The 17,605-nt window shown below is 47.4% G+C and carries 13 protein-coding genes; 8 read left to right on the top strand and 5 right to left on the bottom strand.

Annotated elements, in window-relative coordinates; all coding sequences use genetic code 11:
* Window positions 1–22 precede the first annotated feature (22 nt).
* Window positions 23–1,522: a RagB/SusD family nutrient uptake outer membrane protein gene (locus tag HHL17_RS05860; protein ID WP_169223827.1), complete on the top strand. Its 1,500-nt coding sequence runs from the start codon at window positions 23–25 to the stop codon at window positions 1,520–1,522.
* Window positions 1,523–1,583: 61 nt separating this feature from the next.
* Here HHL17_RS05860 and HHL17_RS05855 read toward each other — a convergent pair whose 3' ends face one another.
* Window positions 1,584–2,633, bottom strand: a complete 1,050-nt coding sequence (locus HHL17_RS05855; RefSeq protein ID WP_169223826.1) for a PDDEXK nuclease domain-containing protein — start codon at window positions 2,631–2,633, stop codon at window positions 1,584–1,586.
* Window positions 2,634–2,801: 168 nt separating this feature from the next.
* Here HHL17_RS05855 and pbpC point away from each other — a divergent pair, with 168 nt between their 5' ends.
* The gene (gene pbpC / locus HHL17_RS05850) at window positions 2,802–5,201 is read left to right on the top strand and encodes a penicillin-binding protein 1C (RefSeq protein ID WP_169223825.1); all 2,400 of its coding nucleotides are present in this window, start codon (window positions 2,802–2,804) and stop codon (window positions 5,199–5,201) included.
* 47 nt (window positions 5,202–5,248) lie between these two features.
* On the opposite strand, the gene HHL17_RS05845 is transcribed toward pbpC, so the two are convergent.
* Window positions 5,249–6,505 (bottom strand): replication-associated recombination protein A, encoded by a 1,257-nt coding sequence (locus HHL17_RS05845; RefSeq protein ID WP_169223824.1) that lies wholly within the window; start codon window positions 6,503–6,505, stop codon window positions 5,249–5,251.
* A 22-nt stretch (window positions 6,506–6,527) separates the two neighbouring features.
* Window positions 6,528–6,848 carry a hypothetical protein gene (locus HHL17_RS05840; RefSeq protein WP_169223823.1) on the bottom strand — a complete coding sequence of 107 codons (321 nt, stop codon included), beginning with the start codon at window positions 6,846–6,848 and terminating at the stop codon, window positions 6,528–6,530.
* 328 nt (window positions 6,849–7,176) lie between these two features.
* Here HHL17_RS05840 and HHL17_RS05835 point away from each other — a divergent pair, with 328 nt between their 5' ends.
* The 6 genes from HHL17_RS05835 (at window position 7,177) to HHL17_RS05810 (ending at window position 13,085) form a co-directional block, all read left to right on the top strand.
* A complete protein-coding gene (locus HHL17_RS05835; RefSeq protein ID WP_169223822.1) occupies window positions 7,177–9,243 on the top strand; it encodes a M13 family metallopeptidase in 2,067 nt (688 codons plus the stop codon).
* A 173-nt stretch (window positions 9,244–9,416) separates the two neighbouring features.
* Window positions 9,417–9,797, top strand: coding sequence for a hypothetical protein (locus tag HHL17_RS05830; protein ID WP_169223821.1), 381 nt, complete (start codon window positions 9,417–9,419; stop codon window positions 9,795–9,797).
* Window positions 9,798–9,965: 168 nt separating this feature from the next.
* A complete protein-coding gene (locus HHL17_RS05825; protein ID WP_169223820.1) occupies window positions 9,966–10,871 on the top strand; it encodes a transporter family protein in 906 nt (301 codons plus the stop codon).
* A gap of 10 nt (window positions 10,872–10,881) precedes the next feature.
* The gene (locus HHL17_RS05820; protein WP_169223819.1) at window positions 10,882–11,691 is read left to right on the top strand and encodes an MbnP family protein; all 810 of its coding nucleotides are present in this window, start codon (window positions 10,882–10,884) and stop codon (window positions 11,689–11,691) included.
* Between the two features lie 17 nt (window positions 11,692–11,708).
* Window positions 11,709–11,990, top strand: a complete 282-nt coding sequence (locus tag HHL17_RS05815; protein ID WP_169223818.1) for a YHS domain-containing protein — start codon at window positions 11,709–11,711, stop codon at window positions 11,988–11,990.
* 24 nt (window positions 11,991–12,014) lie between these two features.
* The gene (locus tag HHL17_RS05810; RefSeq protein WP_169223817.1) at window positions 12,015–13,085 is read left to right on the top strand and encodes a cytochrome-c peroxidase; all 1,071 of its coding nucleotides are present in this window, start codon (window positions 12,015–12,017) and stop codon (window positions 13,083–13,085) included.
* 119 nt (window positions 13,086–13,204) lie between these two features.
* Here the strand turns inward: HHL17_RS05810 and HHL17_RS05805 are convergent, their stop codons facing one another.
* Window positions 13,205–14,590 carry a cell shape-determining protein MreB gene (locus HHL17_RS05805; RefSeq protein WP_169223816.1) on the bottom strand — a complete coding sequence of 462 codons (1,386 nt, stop codon included), beginning with the start codon at window positions 14,588–14,590 and terminating at the stop codon, window positions 13,205–13,207.
* A 72-nt stretch (window positions 14,591–14,662) separates the two neighbouring features.
* Entirely contained in the window at window positions 14,663–17,479 is a 2,817-nt protein-coding gene (locus HHL17_RS05800; RefSeq protein ID WP_169223815.1) for a TonB-dependent receptor, read from the bottom strand.
* Between the last annotated feature and the right edge of the window lie 126 nt (window positions 17,480–17,605).

The following is a 17,605-nucleotide window of genomic DNA, read 5'->3' as shown; positions in this document are numbered from 1 at the left end:
CGAACCTCCTAAAACAGAAAATATGATAGCTATCAATAAAAAAATATTTTTGGCCGCTGCACTGGGAGCTACCATGCTGATGTCTGCCTGCAACAAGAAGCTGGACCAGCTTCCTAACACCAGCGTATCCACCGATGAGATATATACCAGCATCGCTGGTGCTGAAATTGCTTACAACGGTGTATACAGCACATTTTATAAATCTGAATACTATGCCCGCAACTATGTAGTCATTCCTGACCTGATGGCGGATAATATGATCTTCACAGCCTGGGCTAACAACGTGTACAATGAAATTCACCGTTGGACCATCCACTCCGGCACTTATGAAACGGTGAACCTGTGGGGCACTATTTATCCAGCCCTTCATCGCTGCAACGTGTTTCTCACCAACATCGACAAGGTACCTGTACTTTCCGGAGAAAACGCAGAAACGATCGCTACGAGGAAGAAAACCTTAAAAGCACATATCCAGGCATTACGCGCCATGTTTATGTTTGACGCGCTGCGTATTTATTGCAAGTACGACCTGAACGATCAACTGGGCCTGCCATTTGTTACGGCGCCTACTACAGAAATCATGCACAAACGCAAATCTGTACAAGAGACCTATAACCAGATCGTACAGGACCTGAACGATGCAGCAGCCAACATCGGCGATGATAACGTAACCTCTATGACAAGAGTCAACAAGTACTTTATCGCTGCGCTGCAATCCAGGGTATACCTCTATTTTAAGAAGTGGGACCTGGCCATCGCTGCAGCGGATAAAGTGTTAAGTGTAGCTACCTTCGGTTACGAAACTACCAGCGCCAACCTCCTGAAAGTTTGGAGAGATGATAACAGCACCAAAGAAATCATCTTTAAACCAGCTATCACCGAGATCAACGAAGCCAAATACTTCTCCATCGGACAGTGGCTGATCTCCGACGACGTTGCCCGTAACAAGCCTAATCCGGATTTCATCGCACCGAAAGCTTTTGCTGAAAGCTTCAGCACTGCTGACCTTCGCAGAGCTATCTACTTCCGGAAGGACAGTGTGCGTAGCTACAAAAAAGATTCACTGTATGTGATCAACAAATACCCCGGCAACCCGGCATACGCTGGCTGGCAGGAAAAATCCAATTCTCCAAAACTCATACGTTATGCAGAAGTGGCATTGAACAAAATGGAAGCGGCCTATTATGTTGACAAATCCGTTTCCAAAACGCTGCTCAAAGCGCTGCGCGCCGCCCGTATCCCTGGTTACGACGGAACCATCGTTGATGCTTACGATGATGTTACCCTGCTCAACCAGATCCGCGAAGAAAGAAGAAAAGAACTGGCATTTGAAGGCCACCGCCTCTTCGATCTGAAACGCTGGGGCCTTGGCTTCACCAGGAACAGGGAAGGTGACTACCAGGCCGCTGAAAATGCTGTCGGTGAAATCAAACCTGATAACTACCGCTTCCAGTGGCCTATTCCACAGGCAGAAAGGGAATCCAACAAACTCTGCGAACAAAATCCGGGTTACGCTAACTAATCCGTTTATCTATCGTATAGGACCGCCAGCGATCTCCGCTGGCGGTCTTTCTTTTTGGGAGTTATTCCATCTCGTTTTCGAATAGTTCATGCAACTTTTGCCGCAGCAATTTCTTATCGGGGAGGAAGGTTTGGTATTCTGAAATAATAGCGGGCGACAGGCTTCTGTTCATCGCATATTCCACTATTTCATCATTTTGTTCCTTACACAACAAAATGCCTACACTGGGTCTTTCATGTTCCCGTTTCACCTTTCTGTCCAGCGCCTCCAGGTAAAAATTAAGTTTACCAAGGTACTCCGGTAAAAAGGCCGTTGTTTTTAATTCAAATGCCACCAGGCATTGCAGGTCACGATGGAAAAATAACAGGTCAACGTAAAAGTCAGTGCCGCCTACCGTCACACGATATTCTTCACCAATGAAAATAAATCCATCTCCCAGTTCAAGAATAAAATCTTTGATCTTGTGGATAAGCGCCTGTTGCAAGTCTTTCTCACTATGACTTTCCGGGAGATTTAAAAACTCGAATATATATTTATCTCTAAAGAGGAGACTTTCATCGGTATTGATTTTATCACCAGACATGGGTGATTGCTGTTGACCCAACCGCACCCTTTCATATAAACTGCTCTTGATTTGACGCTCCAGCTCCCGCACGGAGTAGTTTTCCTGGATGCATAAACGCAGATAAAAGTCACATTCTTCGCGGGATTTTGTTTTAGTCATTAGGGTTAAATGATGACTCCAACTGACCTGCACAATCATCGTATTACGAATATCCGTAAATTGTGCCATCAGTGATGGCATAATTTCTTGTTGATTTACAGTAGATTTTATAGATTTATTTTCAATATATGATAAATAAAACGTATAAAACTGTAACATTTTATACAGTGCCCGAAGCCTGAATCCTTTTAATTCGGGATGCTTTCTCTCAATATAATGCGCTAGTTCTGAGATCATCCCTTCCCCCCAACTGGCACTGGCTATCTTTTGGTGTATATATTCACCCACCTGCCAATAGAGATTAATCATTTCAATGTTTACATTTTTTTGGGCGTTATACTGTGAACGTTTTATAAGCGTTACTATTTCCGTAAATTGCTCCGTCATAAAAAAGTTTTTTTGGGTTAATTGGATATGGTTCTAAAAAAGAAGCTTCAAATTTAAGTATGGGGAAATACAATACCCTGTTCATTTTGCTGATGATAATGAACAGATCAAAATGAATGAATTTAATACCTCAAAACATTAACCCAACCGACAATATTATTATCACGAATGAAATTTCAACGCTTCAGGCAATGGTGTAAAAAAAGAAAATGGTGGCTGACAGCTGCCGGCATACTACTGATTGCCTATTACTTTTGTTTGCCCCGCCAATTGTTTACCAGCCCCACCTCCTTTGTACTGGAAGATGTGAACGGAGACCTGTTAAATGCCAGCATAGCGCCCGACGGACAATGGCGCTTTCCGTATAACCCACATGTACCGGAGAAATTTGAGAAATGTATCGTCGCTTACGAGGACAAACGTTTTTATTATCACTGGGGACTAGATCCGCTGGCGATCAGTCGCGCCATCCGGCAAAACCTGCGCGGCAAGAAAGTCGTCAGCGGCGGCAGCACCATCACCATGCAGGTGATCCGTATCTCCCGCAACCAGCCACGCACGTTCTGGCAGAAAATGGTGGAAGCGGTACTGGCCACCCGCCTCGAATTCGCCGCCTCTAAAAAGAAAATCATCGCGCTATACGCTGCCAATGCACCTTTTGGTGGTAACGTGGTAGGACTGGAAGCCGCTTCCTGGCGCTATTACGGCCGTAAAGCCGACCAGCTCTCATGGGGGGAAATGGCAGCACTGGCGGTACTGCCCAACAGTCCGGCGCTGGTACACCCCGGCCGCAACCGCAATACGTTGCTGAATAAACGAAATCAGCTGCTGAATAAACTGTATCGCAACAACACCATCGATAGCACCACCTGCCAACTGGCAAAGCTGGAACCACTACCGGAACAACCGCTGCCACTGCCGCAGGATGCGCCCCACCTGCTGGACCGCTTCCGCCTCGACTACCAGCAGCAAAAATCAGAGGGCCCCACCCGCATCAAAAGCACGGTGGAAGCAGCGCTGCAAAAGAATGTCACCGCCATCGCGGAAAGATATCACAATGCCTACAAAGCCAATGGCATCAATAACGCGGCAGTACTGGTACTCGATGTGGAAACAGGCAATACCCTCGCTTATGTCGGTAATATCTACAATCCCGCAGACCCTGAACTGGAAAGCCATGTGGATATCGTACAGGCCAGAAGGAGCCCCGGTAGCACCCTCAAACCCGTGCTGTATGCCGCCATGCTCAATGACGGGCTGATACTGCCCAATACACTGATACCGGACATCCCCACGCAAATAGCAGGTTATTCACCGCAAAACTTTGACCTCGGCTATGATGGCGCTGTGCCGGCTTCCCGTGCGCTGGCACGCTCGCTCAATATTCCCGCGGTGCGCATGCTGCAGATGTACCGTTATGAACGCTTCCACACGCTGCTACAAAAAATGGGCATCACTACGCTCAACAAGCCGGCCGATCACTACGGCCTGTCACTGATCCTTGGCGGCGGAGAAACCACGCTCTGGGAAATGTGCGGCATGTACGCCAGTATGGCCCGTACGCTCATCCACCTCGACCAATACCACGGCAAATATGACATGGACGATATCCATCCGCCGAACTACCAGGCAGATATACAACGTCCTTCACAATATGGACTGAGCAAGGAAGGTATCCTGGACGCCGGCTCCATCTGGTATACCTTTGAAGCCATGACAGAAGTAATGCGCCCCGGCGAGGAACTGTTGTGGCAGCAGTTCTCTTCCTCACAGCGCATTGCCTGGAAAACAGGCACCAGCTTCGGCTTCCGCGATGGATGGGCTATCGGTGTCACGCCTAAATACGTGGTAGGCGTATGGGTAGGTAATGCGGACGGAGAAGGCCGCCCCGGCCTCATCGGCGTATCCACCGCTGCGCCCATTATGTTCGACGTGTTCAGGTTGTTGCGTACCGGCAGCTGGTTCACCACGCCCACAGCACTGCTCCGGAAAGTCGAAATATGCCGCAAAAGCGGTTACCGCGCCAACGATCTATGTGATGAAAAAGATTCCATCTATGTGCCGGCGGCGGGTATCCGCTCTGGTGTATGTCCATACCACCAACTGGTGCATCTCGACCGTACCGGTCAATGGCGGGTAACGGAGAGCTGTGAATCACCGCAATTCATGCAGCATAAAGCATGGTTTATCCTGCCACCATCGCAGGAATTCTATTACCGCAGTAAAAACTACTACGCACCACTACCGCCTTATAAACCTGACTGCATCGGTTCCCTCGGGCAGGACAGGGCGCCGATTGAACTGATATATCCACGGCCCAATGCCCGCATATTTGTGCCGACAGAACTGAACGGACAAGCCGGACAAACTATCTTCACGGCCACACACCGCAACAGTGCCGCGAAAATATACTGGCACCTTGACAACAACTTCATCGGGGAAACAGTGGAATTCCATCAGATGGCATTACATCCGCCGCCAGGCAAACATACCATCACGCTGGTGGATGAGAACGGAGAACGAATTGAACAGACTTTTGAGATACTGACAAAAGAAAAAGATCAGTAATCATAATAAAAAAAGCGAAGACAGTGTCTTCGCTTTTTTTATTATGATCAGTAATTATACTTGTCTTTCCATAACTGCTTCAGATGCCGCCGCAGCTCATCTTCCCGTGCATTTTTCCCCGGGTCATACAGCTTGGTTCCTTTAATGGCATCAGGCAGGAACTCCTGTTCCACAAAATTGCTGTTATAGTCGTGGGCATAAGCATAACCTTTGCTGTAACCCATTTCCTTCATCATTTTCGTAGGGGCGTTACGGATATGCATGGGCACCGGCAGGTCGCCTGTCTTCGCTACCAGTGACTGTGCTGCATTGATAGCCATGTATGACGCATTGCTTTTGGCGGAGGAGGCGAGATAAGTCACGCATTGTGACAAGATGATCCGTGACTCCGGATAACCGATCAGGTTCACCGCCTGAAAACAGCTGGTAGCCAGCAACAGCGCATTGGGGTTGGCGTTCCCGATATCTTCGGAGGCCAGTATCACCAGCCTGCGGGCAATAAATTTCACGTCTTCGCCACCCTCTATCATACGTGCCAGGTAGTATACGGCCGCGTTAGGATCGCTCCCCCGGATGCTTTTGATAAAGGCGGAGATGATATCGTAATGCTGTTCCCCGGTTTTGTCGTAGATAGCGACCCGTTGCTGAGCGATGTCCATCACCTTCTGATCAGTGATGACAATGGGATCTTCCTGCAGGGTGCTTACCACCAACTCAAACAGGTTAAGCAGTTTCCGGGCATCGCCGCCGGATATATTAAACAGCGCTTCCGTCTCTTTTAATTCGATGTTTTTGCTTTTCAGCCATTCATCGCGTTCCATGGCCTGTCTGAGCAGCTGCATCAGCTGATCGTTGCCCAGCGGTCGCAATACATACACCTGGCTGCGCGATAGAACCGCCGCATTGACCTCAAAAGAAGGATTTTCGGTGGTAGCGCCAATCAGGGTGATGATGCCTTTTTCCACGGCACCGAGGAGTGCATCCTGCTGCGATTTGTTGAATCGGTGGATCTCATCAATGAAAAGCACGGCATGCCGCTGACGCCGGGCCAGCTCTATCACTTCCCTCACTTCCTTTACACCGGCGGAGATAGCACTCAGCGTATAAAAAGGGACCTGAAGGGTATGTGCTATAATGTTGGCGATGGTAGTTTTGCCTACGCCGGGAGGGCCCCACAGAATCATGGAAGGTATTTTCCCCTGCTCAATGGCTTTTCTGAGGATACTGTCTTTTCCGGTAAGATGTTCCTGCCCCACCAGTTCGTCTAACGTCACAGGTCTTAACCGTTCTGCTAATGGTTGCATACACTTTTATTGAAGCTGTATTCTATTCTTCCCCCTGTCCTTCATTCCGTCGTGTCCATTCACGCAGGAAACGGAAAGAGAGGTTGGCATTAAATGTCAGGATAAAACCTATGAGCAGGAAAACGATGCCCATCGGTGTTAATATAGCTGGGTTATCCCCTCCCAATTGCTGTATCACATCTTTTTTCGCTTCCGGCGGCATGGCCAGTATACCAGCGCCCAGCACAAATAACAAGCCACCCCAAAGCACGGTGATCACTCCCATGATCCGGATACCACCGGGCGTATTCTCCTTCAACTGGATCTCCGGTAACAACAGGCTGCGCTGAAGATATATAGACAAAACGCTATGTATAAAACAAGCGCCCCAGGCCATCACAGACAGAATCAACAATGGAATAAAGCCTACAGTAAAGACTGAAAACACGCCTGCAAACGTAAAAAAACCTGTTATCATCAAGGCAAGGGCAGTAAAAATTCTGTATAATTTAAACATCAAACTCATCAAAAAGCTTATTTTACGACACAAACCTACCTAATTCCTACCTAATTTAAAGAGAAAATCAAGCTTCTTATCTAGCAACATTTTCACAATCCTTGCCGCTCATACAAAAGCCCTGATTTTTGGTGCCTGCTTTTCCATAACTTTAAACACTAAACCTGTTTTACATATGAAGAAAAACAATGCGGTAAAACTACCGTTGCTGGCCGCCATGGTTACCTTCGCGGCTTGTAACTCCAATAGTTCCACGCAGCAACATCAGGAAGCATCTGCCGATACAACCAAAGTTCCGGCGTTCAACCTCGCTGATCTCGATACGGCCTACAAAGCCTGCGACGATTTCGACAATTATGCCAACGGGAACTGGAAAAAAAACAATCCCATCCCCTCCACTGAAAGCCGCTGGGGCGCCTTCGGTATCCTCGACAAACAAAACAAGGAAGTACGCCTCAAAGGCATTATCGCTGAACTCACCAGCAAAACAGACCTGAAGAAAGGCACTGAAGAGCAACAGATCGCAGACTACTACACCTCATTCCTGGACACCGCTACCATCGAAAAAAGAGGCATCACCCCGCTGAAGCCTTACCTGGACAAAATTGAAGCCATCAAAACCCTGGCTGACTGGGCTGCGGTTACCGGCGAACTCCAGAAAATAGGCGTATCCTCCTTCACCGGATTTGGTGCTGAGGCGGATGCGAAAAACAGCAAAATGAATATCCTCTACCAGGGACAGAGCGGCCTGAGCCTCGGTGAAAAAAGCTACTACGAACAACAGGATTCTGCCACTAAAAACGTGCGCAATGAATTCGTAAAACACGTAGATAAAATGTTCACCCTCGCCGGTTTCCCTGAACAAAAACCCGGTGTCACCATTCTCGGCCTCGAAAGCCAGCTGGCTAAAATACAGCTGACGAACGTAGCCCTCCGCGATCCGGTTAAAACATACAACAGAGCTGCTTTCAGTGAACTGAAAACACTCGCTCCGGACTTCGACTGGGATGCTTTCAGCCAAAAACAGGATATCAAAACTGACACCCTCGTTCTCCAGAATAAAGAGTATATCTCCAATGCCAACAAACTGCTGAAAGCTACGCCAATCGACGTACTGAAAACATACACCAAATGGCAGCTCCTTACCAGCTTCGCCGGCTATCTGCCTAAATCTTTTGATGAAGAGAACTTCCATTTCTTCGGTACCGTTATGACCGGTAAGAAAGCACAGAAAACCCGTGCCGAAAGAGCTATCCGCTCTACCGACACCAAACTGGGCATGCCACTGGGCAAACTGTTCGCTAAAAAATATTTCCCGGAAAGCAGCAAGGAGAAAGTATCCAAAATGATCGAAAACGTTCGCTCCGTATATGGTGAACGTATCGACAAACTCACCTGGATGGGCGATTCCACTAAACAAATGGCCCGTAAAAAACTGGCATCCTTTACGTACAAAATCGGTTATCCCGATAAATGGAAAGACTATTCATCTATCCAGGTCGACAAGGGTACCCTGCTTGAAAACACTATCTCTGCTATACTCTACGAACACAAAGAGAATATCGATAAAATCGGTAAGCCCGTGGATAAACGCGAATGGGGCATGACACCACAAACTGTTAATGCGTACTACAACCCGCTGAACAACGAAGTGGTCTTCCCTGCCGGTATCCTCCAGCCTCCGTTCTACAACCCCAACGCTGATGACGCTATCAACTACGGTGGCATCATCGCAGTGATCGGTCATGAATTCACACATGGCTTCGATGACCAGGGCTCTCAGTTCGATGCTGACGGTAACCTCAAAAACTGGTGGACCCAAGCTGACCGCGCAAACTTCGACAAGCTGACCAAACGTTACATCAACTACTTCAGCAGCATGGAAGTAGCGCCCGGCCTCAAAATCAAAGGTGACCTCACCATCGGTGAAAACGTTGCCGACCTCGGTGGTCTTACACTCGCTTACTACGCACTGAAAAAATCATTTGAAGGTAAAGAGGAACCCAAACCAATTGATGGTTTCACCTGGAAACAACGCTTCTTCCTCGGATGGGCACAGGTATGGCACGGTAATATCACTGAAGCTGCGCTCCGCCAGCAAATCCAGACAGACCCTCACTCCCCGGCCAGAGCCCGTATCAACGGCCCCTTACCGCACCTGAAAGAATTCCAGGATGCATGGGGTTGCCAGACCGGTAATAAAATGGTACTGCCAGAAGCTGAGAGAGTGGTTATCTGGTAACTGTGATGATCATGATTATTGCTGATTCTCCTGATTCAGGAAGATCATCAATATAATATCATATAAAGGAAACGCCCACCGCCTTGTGCAGTGGGCGTTTCCTTTATATACCTGACATGATTTATATCAGTTTTACTAAATGCCCGAATGTTTTATGATGAAAATATCTATTTTTGCAACGCGTGAAAAAACTCTTCTGCATATTATTATGTTTCATCATCCTGCTGCAAAACTTCGGCACAGCAGTGGTCTTTATCAGCTATAAGATAAACCAGGCCTACATTGCTGCCAATCTTTGCGAAAACAGGAACAACCCGGCCATGCACTGTAATGGTAAATGCCAGTTGCGGAAACAATTGCAGCGGGAGGAACAACAGGAACAAAAAAATCCATACACGCAAAAAGAAAACAAGGAAGTCACCTTATTCTGTGAACAACTTGTTTTCACCGGAGAAGCCCCCTACTTCGATATCACGACAGAACAGAACTCATTCTATCTTATGAAACCCACCTATAGTCCTGTCAACAGCATATTTCACCCCCCTCTCTGCTAATCCGTCTGTGTTATTCCTTTCGGCAAACCGATAGCCCGCGCTGTCAGTGAATCCTGCTGTTTTATTATTGATTGTTACCTGACACACACTATCCGTGTGCCTGTCATTGTTATCGCTATCATTTACGTATAGTCGATACTGTTATATTTTGTCGATTAAACCCTTGCAATGAAAAAGCTGTTTTTCATCATGGCTATTCTCATGCCCGTATCTGTCATGGCCTGCGACATCTGTGGATGCTCCGCAAGTGGCTACCAGCTGGGCATTTTGCCACAATATAAAAACTTTATCGGTCTCCGTTACGGATACCGGCAGTTTAAATCCACCCATCCCATGGAACTGGGCAACACTGCGAACCACGAGTCCCGGGAGTTTTACCATACCACTGAACTGTGGGGCAGATGGTACGCTACTAAAAGGCTACAGTTCTTTGCTTTCGTGCCGTACCAGTACTTTAGAAGAGAAGAGGGCAAGAGCATCACAACAGTCTCCGGCCTCGGCGACATCACCCTGATGGCCAATTATACATTGATTGACAACAACTGGAACCTCGGCAAAAAGTGGCACCATGTATTCCAGGCTGGCGGCGGCATTAAACTACCCACCGGCAAAACCGGCATCCCGGACGAAGGTGGCAATATCTATCAGAACTTCCAGCCGGGCAGTCGCAGCACCGATTTTGTATTGAACGCTGTATATACTGTCAGACGCGGTAAATGGGGCCTCAACACCGATGCCAGCTACCGTATCAATACCACTAATAGACAGGAATACCGGTTCGGCAACCGCTTTAATACCTCGCTGCGTGGCTTCCTGTACCAGCCTGTCAGCAAAACGGTGGCCCTGCAGCCTTATGCCGGTCTCATGTACGAACACGCCTCCGGCGACCATGAGCTGCATAAAGCCAAGGAATATACCGGCGGTGATATGCTGCACACCAGCATAGGCGCCGATGTTTATTTCAAACGTTTTTCCGCCGGTGTTCAGGCACAGCTGCCTGTTTACCAGCATCTGTCAGCCGGCTATAATAAAACGTATGCCCGTCTATCCGCAACCGTCAATTTCTTCTTCTAAAACGATCTTTATGAAACAAAATATTTTACTCCTCAGCATACTCACCATACTGGCTGCCTGTTCCAAAGACAAAACAGCACCGGCCACAGATCCGAATGAAAAAGGCATTGTGGTCCTTGAATTCGATAACCGCGCAGGAACAGACGATCTGATATTAAATAACCAGCAATACCGCAATGCAGCAGGTGAGTCACTCACCATCAGCAAATTTGCCTACTACGTCAGCAATTTCCGGCTGATCACCGCTTCCGGACAGGTATACACCTTACCCCAGGACAGCAGTTATTTCCTGATCAGCGAAGACAATAAAACTTCCGCGTTTCATACGCTGTACAACGTTCCCGCAGGAGATTATACCCAGGTGAGATTTATGATCGGGGTAGACAGCACCCGTAATACCATGGATATCAGTAAACGCCCTGGTGTACTGGATCCGGCGGAAGGTGCGGCAGACATGTACTGGTCATGGAACAGCGGTTACATCTTCGCCAAGCTGGAAGGAAGCTCACCAGTTTCCACAGATGCCCAGAAACTTTTCCGGTATCATATCGGTCTGTATGGCGGCGGCTTCAATAACGGCCCACGTACGCTCAACAATACGCGTGAGGTAACCCTCACTATTCCCAACAATGGAAAAGCCATTGTTCGCCGCGATCGCAAAGCGCAGATCCATTTCTTCGCTGATGCGCTCAAAATGCTGAATGGCACCACCAACGTGAGCATCGCCACCAATCCAAATGTAATGGTGACGCCATTTTCAGAGAAAATCGCGGATAATTACACACAAATGTTTAACATTGACCACGTGCATAACGAGTAACATTAATTAATTCTATCATGAAACAGTTGATCTTAACCTGTAGCGTCCTCCTGGCCCTCGCCTGCAATCAGAACAGCAAACCCGCTGAAACAAAAGATGCACCCATGCCTGAAGTACCTGCTACAACGGAAACCGTAGTCAGCGATAAATGGCCCGACCCTGTATGCCAGATGCCTTACGACACCAGCTACAAGGAGTGGACCGTCTACCAAAAAGACACGATTCATTTTTGTTCCATCACCTGTAAGGAAGTCTTCCTCAAAAAGCCGGATAAATACATGGCCAAACTGAAAAAGTAAGCATTCCTTATTAATTATTCGTTTATGCGTCATCGTTACAGGTGGGGTAGGGGTATTTTATTGCCCTTGCTCGCCACCTTCATCATCACCGCTTGCAGTAAAAAAAATACCGAAACAGCGCCTGAACCGGTTAAAAACATCGCTTTTGTGAAACCGGCAGGATTTCCGGAGCCTGTTTACCGCCTGGCCGACAACCCGGTCACAACAGATGGTTTTGCCCTCGGCAAAGTACTCTTCTACGATGGCCTTCTCAGTCGCGATGGTACCATCAGCTGCGCCAGCTGCCATATACAAGCCAATGCATTTACACACCACGGCCACGATGTCAGTCACGGTATAGACGACCGGCTGGGCACCCGCAACTCGCCACCTATTCAGAATATGGCCTGGTCCACCTCCTTCTTCTGGGATGGCGGCGTACATGATCTCGATCTGCAGCCCATTGCCCCCATCGAAAATCCGGTGGAAATGGACGACAAACTCAATAACGTGATCGGTAAACTGCAACGCAACAACCGCTATCAGCAACTGTTCGAAAAAGCGTTCGGATCACCGGGCATCAACAGCACCCGCATGCTGAAGGCATTATCGCAGTTCATGGTGATGCTCGTCAGTGCAGACTCCCGATACGACCGCTTTATAGCCGGGAAAGAGACTTTCAGCGAAGAAGAGAAAAAAGGGCTCGCCCTGTTTGAGCAACGTTGCGTTTCCTGTCATAAGCCACCACTATTCACTGACAATAGTTTCCGTAACAACGGTGTGGCGCCACGGCCTTTCGGCACCGACTCCGGGCGTTATAAAATAACACTGCTCGATGAAGATCTGTACAAGTTTAAAGTACCGTCGCTGCGCAACGTGGCACTCACAGCGCCTTACATGCACGACGGCCGCTTTGGCAGCCTCGAAAGCGTTATGAATCACTATGATAACGGATTCTACCCCACCGCAACGCTGGACCCGGCCTTTAAAAATGGATTCTCATTTAACGAAAATGATAAAAAGGCACTGATAGCATTTCTGAAAACCCTTAGTGACAAAGGATTTATCACCGATGAACGGTTTGCGCCGCCGCCGGGATTTGTGCAGGGAAATTAAAAGAAAGAGCCGTGTTACAACACGGCTCTTTCTTTTGGCAGTATCCGTATTTAAATAAAAAACCGTCCCAGTATAAACCGGGACGGTGTAAATACAGCTTATGAAATCTAAAAAAAATACTATTGTGTTACTACGATTCTATCCCAGGCAACCCATTTGGCTTTAGTCCAGTCGTTAGCCGGATCAACAGCGCCGAGGTAAGCTACCTTGTCAAAGAAAGCTTCTGCCAGTTTACCTTCAAATTTAGCACCGGATAAAGCCGGAGAGCCAGTCTGAGGAGTCAGGTCAGGAGTTTTGTTATTGAACGGATCTTTCAGTTTGATATCACCTGCGTTAGCAGCCAGGAACGTTTTAGTAGCGTCACGGCCGGTTACCAGGTTCTGCAGACCGGCAGCATCCAGTACCACGGCAGCAGAGCCGTCAGCAGTAGCGAACAGGTCAGAAGAACCGTGCAGCAGGCTGGTTTTCAGACCGCTGGTACCATCAGCATAGAAGCCCAGTGTTACGTTGTCGTCTATACGTAATGCGGCTTTCTGTGCACCCATGATGATAGCGTTACCAAGGATAAATTTGGTACCTCTTCTCCAACGCATGCCATAGCCATAGTCAGCGCTGGTACCGGTAGCGTTGTTAGGACCAACAGCGGTGAAGTTGGAAAGAACAGGGAAAGTTGTAGGAGTAGTGGTGATCGGCAGGTTCTTTGGGTTGGTGTTGTCCACTTCAAAGTTGTTGGACACGTCGCCATCAGATTTTTTGTCGGTGAAAGAAGGTTGTTTCACAGACACTGCAAACTGGATCATGCCATGATAAGCATCATCCATGTCAAAATCGTCGTCAGCACAGTTGTAGGCAATCAGGTATTTGGCGTTTACACTACCACCGAAGAATTCAAATGCATCATCCAGGCCGTTTACAATCTGAATATGATGCAGTGTGGTTTTGTTACCAACGCAATACAGAGACAGGCCGTTGATTTCATCGTTGGCAGCTACTGCTTTACCAGCATATTCAATTCTTACATACTGCAGGGTACCGGAGTTGTCGTCGTCCTGGGTACCGCCAAAAGCAGAATAGGCAGCGTCTACGTTACCTTCCAGCTTGGCGTGGTTACCGTTGCCGGTTGCTTTACCTACCAGTACGATACCACCCAGGTCGCCCGGTTTTTTCTCAGCATGACCAGAAGTAAATACGATTGGATTGTCGGCAGTACCGTTAGCCTGGATCTGTGCACCTTTATACACCACCAATACGCCGGCAGAGTCACGGTTGCTGATGATTTTTGTACCCGCTTCAATGGTCAGGGTAGCATTGTCTACATACACATAACCACGCAGTACATAAACCTTATTTTTTGACCAGGTTTGATTGGATTTGATTTTGTCTCTTACCATTACAGTATCGCTACTGCCGGAAGAAGGAGGAGGTGTATTGTTGTCATCTTTTTTGCTGCACGCAGCGAAAGTAGTGGCAGCAGCCATCAAAGCTAATACATAATTTTTGTTCATACTGCTTAATTATTTGATTTACAAATATTAAAGTCACTTTTACGGGAATATGAAGCCCGCTTTAACTAATTGTTACTTTACTTTAGACAGAAAATTGTATTTGAACGTAATCGTGAAAGTGGTGCCTGGCTTTAATGAGCTGATGATATAATCCTTCCCGGCGACATAGGCTGTTTTGTTGTTTCCCGGAAACTTGTAATACAGTGCTATAGGTTGGGCAAAAATGTCGGAGATGTTGAGTTTCAGCTCTCCTGCATTCTTAAATACTTTTTTGCTGATCTGAAAATCCACAATATCTCTTGGTTTTTCATAGGTGTCAAGCCCTGCATTAGTGCCTCTGAAGCGTAACCGCTGGCCAATTCTGTTGTAAAGCAGGTTCACAGAGAAATCATTGTCAGCAGGCGCATAGGAGATACCACCGTTGATCAGGTAAGGAGACTGTCCTTGCAACGGTGTCTTTTTATCAGGGTCAATGGTACCCGGCAAATCTACCTTGGAGTAGATATAGGCCGCGTTGGCATAAAACACGAGGTTATCAAACACTTTCGCGTGGGAAATAAAGTTCAGTCGCTTTCTCAGTTCTATCTCTGCACCGTAGTCTGTAGCGCTGTTGGCGTTATTATAGGAAAGAATATTATTGCCGTCGTTGGTCTGTTCTATCGGATCTTTAAATTTCTTGTAGAATACAGAAGCAGAAACAACTTCGCCTGCGCCCGGGAACATTTCCCAACGCAGGTCTGCGTTGGTGGCCGTGCTGCGTTTCAGGTATTCATTACCCTGGATCAGGAATTCATTATCATAGTCATAATACCTGAAGTTAGCCAGCTCCCTGAATTCAGGCCTGTTAACCGTTTGAGAGAATGACAAGCGCAGGTTGCTCTTTTCCGTCATGCCGTAGGTCAGGTTTGCGGAAGGTAATACATCCACATTATCGTAACGTTGGGATGCCTGACCAACCGTTTTCAGTTCCTGCACATAAGACTCTACCCTGGCGCCCCACACCAACCGCAAGGCGTCAGTGAATTTGTTATCAAACATCAGGTAGCCGGCTGTAAGATCAGCGGTACCTTTATAATCCTTATTGTTGGCATCGATTTTCGCTAACAGTATTCTGTATTTATCGATATTCTCATTACTGAAAATATTCTCTACGGTCACACCTTTATCCAACGGAATTTCAGCTCTGGAAGCGGCAGTAGCATATCCCAGCGCAATAGCGGAGAAATCACGGCTGCGATATGATTTCACACCGCCAAATTTGAATTTCTGGTTCTCGCCGAATAATTTAAACGGTACAGAAAAGTTCAGATTGGCACCAAGAATATTTTCAGTCAGTTTAGTGTAAACACGGCCAGCGTCTCTGATCGCGGGGTTATTCTCACCGGAAAGTGTCAGTGAATAATAATCGTTGCCGTCGTACTTCTGGAAAGAAAGAATACGCTGGTCAGGCTGATCACGGGAAGAGCGTGCATAAGAGACATTCCAGTCCACATTCAGTTTATCGTTACCGATAACATGTTGCCCTTCGAGCGTGGAATTGAACAGGCTGTTCTGCGTGGTTTCATTGTTGTAGCTCAACCGCGGTTGCCCGGCATTGTTGTCAAACACCAATCCCGTTCTGCGGGTAAACACAGTATTAAAATCATTATTATAGAAATTCTTTAGCGCGATCTTGCTCTTTCTGAAGTTGTAGGCAAAATTCAATACAGCCCCCAGGTTGCTGGATTGCGTGTATACGTCATCGTTAAAATCGAACAGGTGCTCGCTGACATTTTTTTCACTGCGTTCACGTACATTTCTTTTATTGTTGTTACCGTAGTTCACAGCGAAAATGTAGCCGAAACGATTTTTTTCCTTTACCTGCCAGGCGTTGCCCATAGACAGCTGCACGCCAATCGGCGGACGGCTTTTGCCGTTCATCTTTCCGCTGCTGTAAGTATTCGGAAACTGTTTGGCGATGGCGATTTTTTCTGCATCTTCCAGCAGGGTGTAGTTACCTTTTGCTGCATTTTTATAGGCATCGGGCAGCGCGCGGGAACCGTCGTCGTAGCCGAGGAAATCATATTTGCCTTTGGGTGGCGCGGTATAAAAATCCTTAAAGGTAGTTTGTGTATTGTAACCGGTGCTGAGTGACAGGTCCAGGAAACGTTGATCAGGGAAGTCTTTGGTGCTCACTTTCACTGCGCCGCCGGCGAAATCGCCGGGCAGATCAGGCGAAGCGGTTTTATATATAGTGATGTTATCAATCAGGCCGGAAGGGATGATATCAAAGGAGAATGCTTTTTTGTCCGGCTCGGTGCTGGGCATCTGGGCATTGTTCATCAGGGTGGTGTTGTAGCGTTCGCTCAGACCGCGTACCACTACAAATTTATTGTCCTGAATACTGGTACCACTTACGCGTTTCAGTACTTCGCCGGTGTTTTTATCCGGTGATTTTTTGATGAGGTCGGCGGAGATACCGTCAGATACTACAGCATTGTTTTTCTGTGCCGCATACAGGGCGTTGATCGTTTCCTGTTTAAAGGAACCTTTGATCACCACTTCCTGTAATTCTTTGGATTTAGGCTCATCCATGATCACATTCAGGGAAGTGGGCTGACCAGTTTTTACGATCACATCGGAGATAGATTTGGTCTGATAGCCCATGTATTTGAAGTCGAGCGTGTAATTGCCCGGCTCAATTGCGAAAGCATAGCGGCCTTCCACATCCGTTACAGCGCCTTTGCCGGTACCTTGCACAACGATGGTAACACCAATCAATGCTTCACCGGTTTTTTTATCGGTCACCTTACCGGTCACCTTAGCAGGATCGCCTGCCAGCGCTGTTCCCGTAAAAATAAATTGAAATAAAGTCAGCAATAACAGTGGTACAGAATAGAAGCCCTTCACGATATTTGGTTTTGTTTTAATACGGTTTTAAATCTCGTTTTAATCCCGTTTTAATATCGGTGGCAAAAATATCCGTGAGGCATTAACGCAGTATTAAGCTGACGTTACCAGTATGTTAATAGTTAA

Source organism: Chitinophaga fulva (genome assembly GCF_012927205.1).
Lineage (GTDB): Bacteria > Bacteroidota > Bacteroidia > Chitinophagales > Chitinophagaceae > Chitinophaga > Chitinophaga fulva.
The sequence above is the reverse complement of the archived record's forward strand: the minus strand, read 5'-3'. Positions and strand labels throughout refer to the sequence as shown.

What these genes read in the sequence shown, in the direction of transcription:
- HHL17_RS05860 (WP_169223827.1), top strand. Translation starts at nt 23, where the DNA reads ATGATAGCTATCAATAAAAAAATATTTTTGGCCGCTGCACTGGGAGCT.
- HHL17_RS05855 (WP_169223826.1), bottom strand. Translation starts at nt 2,633, where the DNA reads ATGACGGAGCAATTTACGGAAATAGTAACGCTTATAAAACGTTCACAG.
- pbpC (WP_169223825.1), top strand. Translation starts at nt 2,802, where the DNA reads ATGAAATTTCAACGCTTCAGGCAATGGTGTAAAAAAAGAAAATGGTGG.
- HHL17_RS05845 (WP_169223824.1), bottom strand. Translation starts at nt 6,505, where the DNA reads ATGCAACCATTAGCAGAACGGTTAAGACCTGTGACGTTAGACGAACTG.
- HHL17_RS05835 (WP_169223822.1), top strand. Translation starts at nt 7,177, where the DNA reads ATGAAGAAAAACAATGCGGTAAAACTACCGTTGCTGGCCGCCATGGTT.
- HHL17_RS05825 (WP_169223820.1), top strand. Translation starts at nt 9,966, where the DNA reads ATGAAAAAGCTGTTTTTCATCATGGCTATTCTCATGCCCGTATCTGTC.
- HHL17_RS05820 (WP_169223819.1), top strand. Translation starts at nt 10,882, where the DNA reads ATGAAACAAAATATTTTACTCCTCAGCATACTCACCATACTGGCTGCC.
- HHL17_RS05815 (WP_169223818.1), top strand. Translation starts at nt 11,709, where the DNA reads ATGAAACAGTTGATCTTAACCTGTAGCGTCCTCCTGGCCCTCGCCTGC.
- HHL17_RS05810 (WP_169223817.1), top strand. Translation starts at nt 12,015, where the DNA reads ATGCGTCATCGTTACAGGTGGGGTAGGGGTATTTTATTGCCCTTGCTC.
- HHL17_RS05805 (WP_169223816.1), bottom strand. Translation starts at nt 14,590, where the DNA reads ATGAACAAAAATTATGTATTAGCTTTGATGGCTGCTGCCACTACTTTC.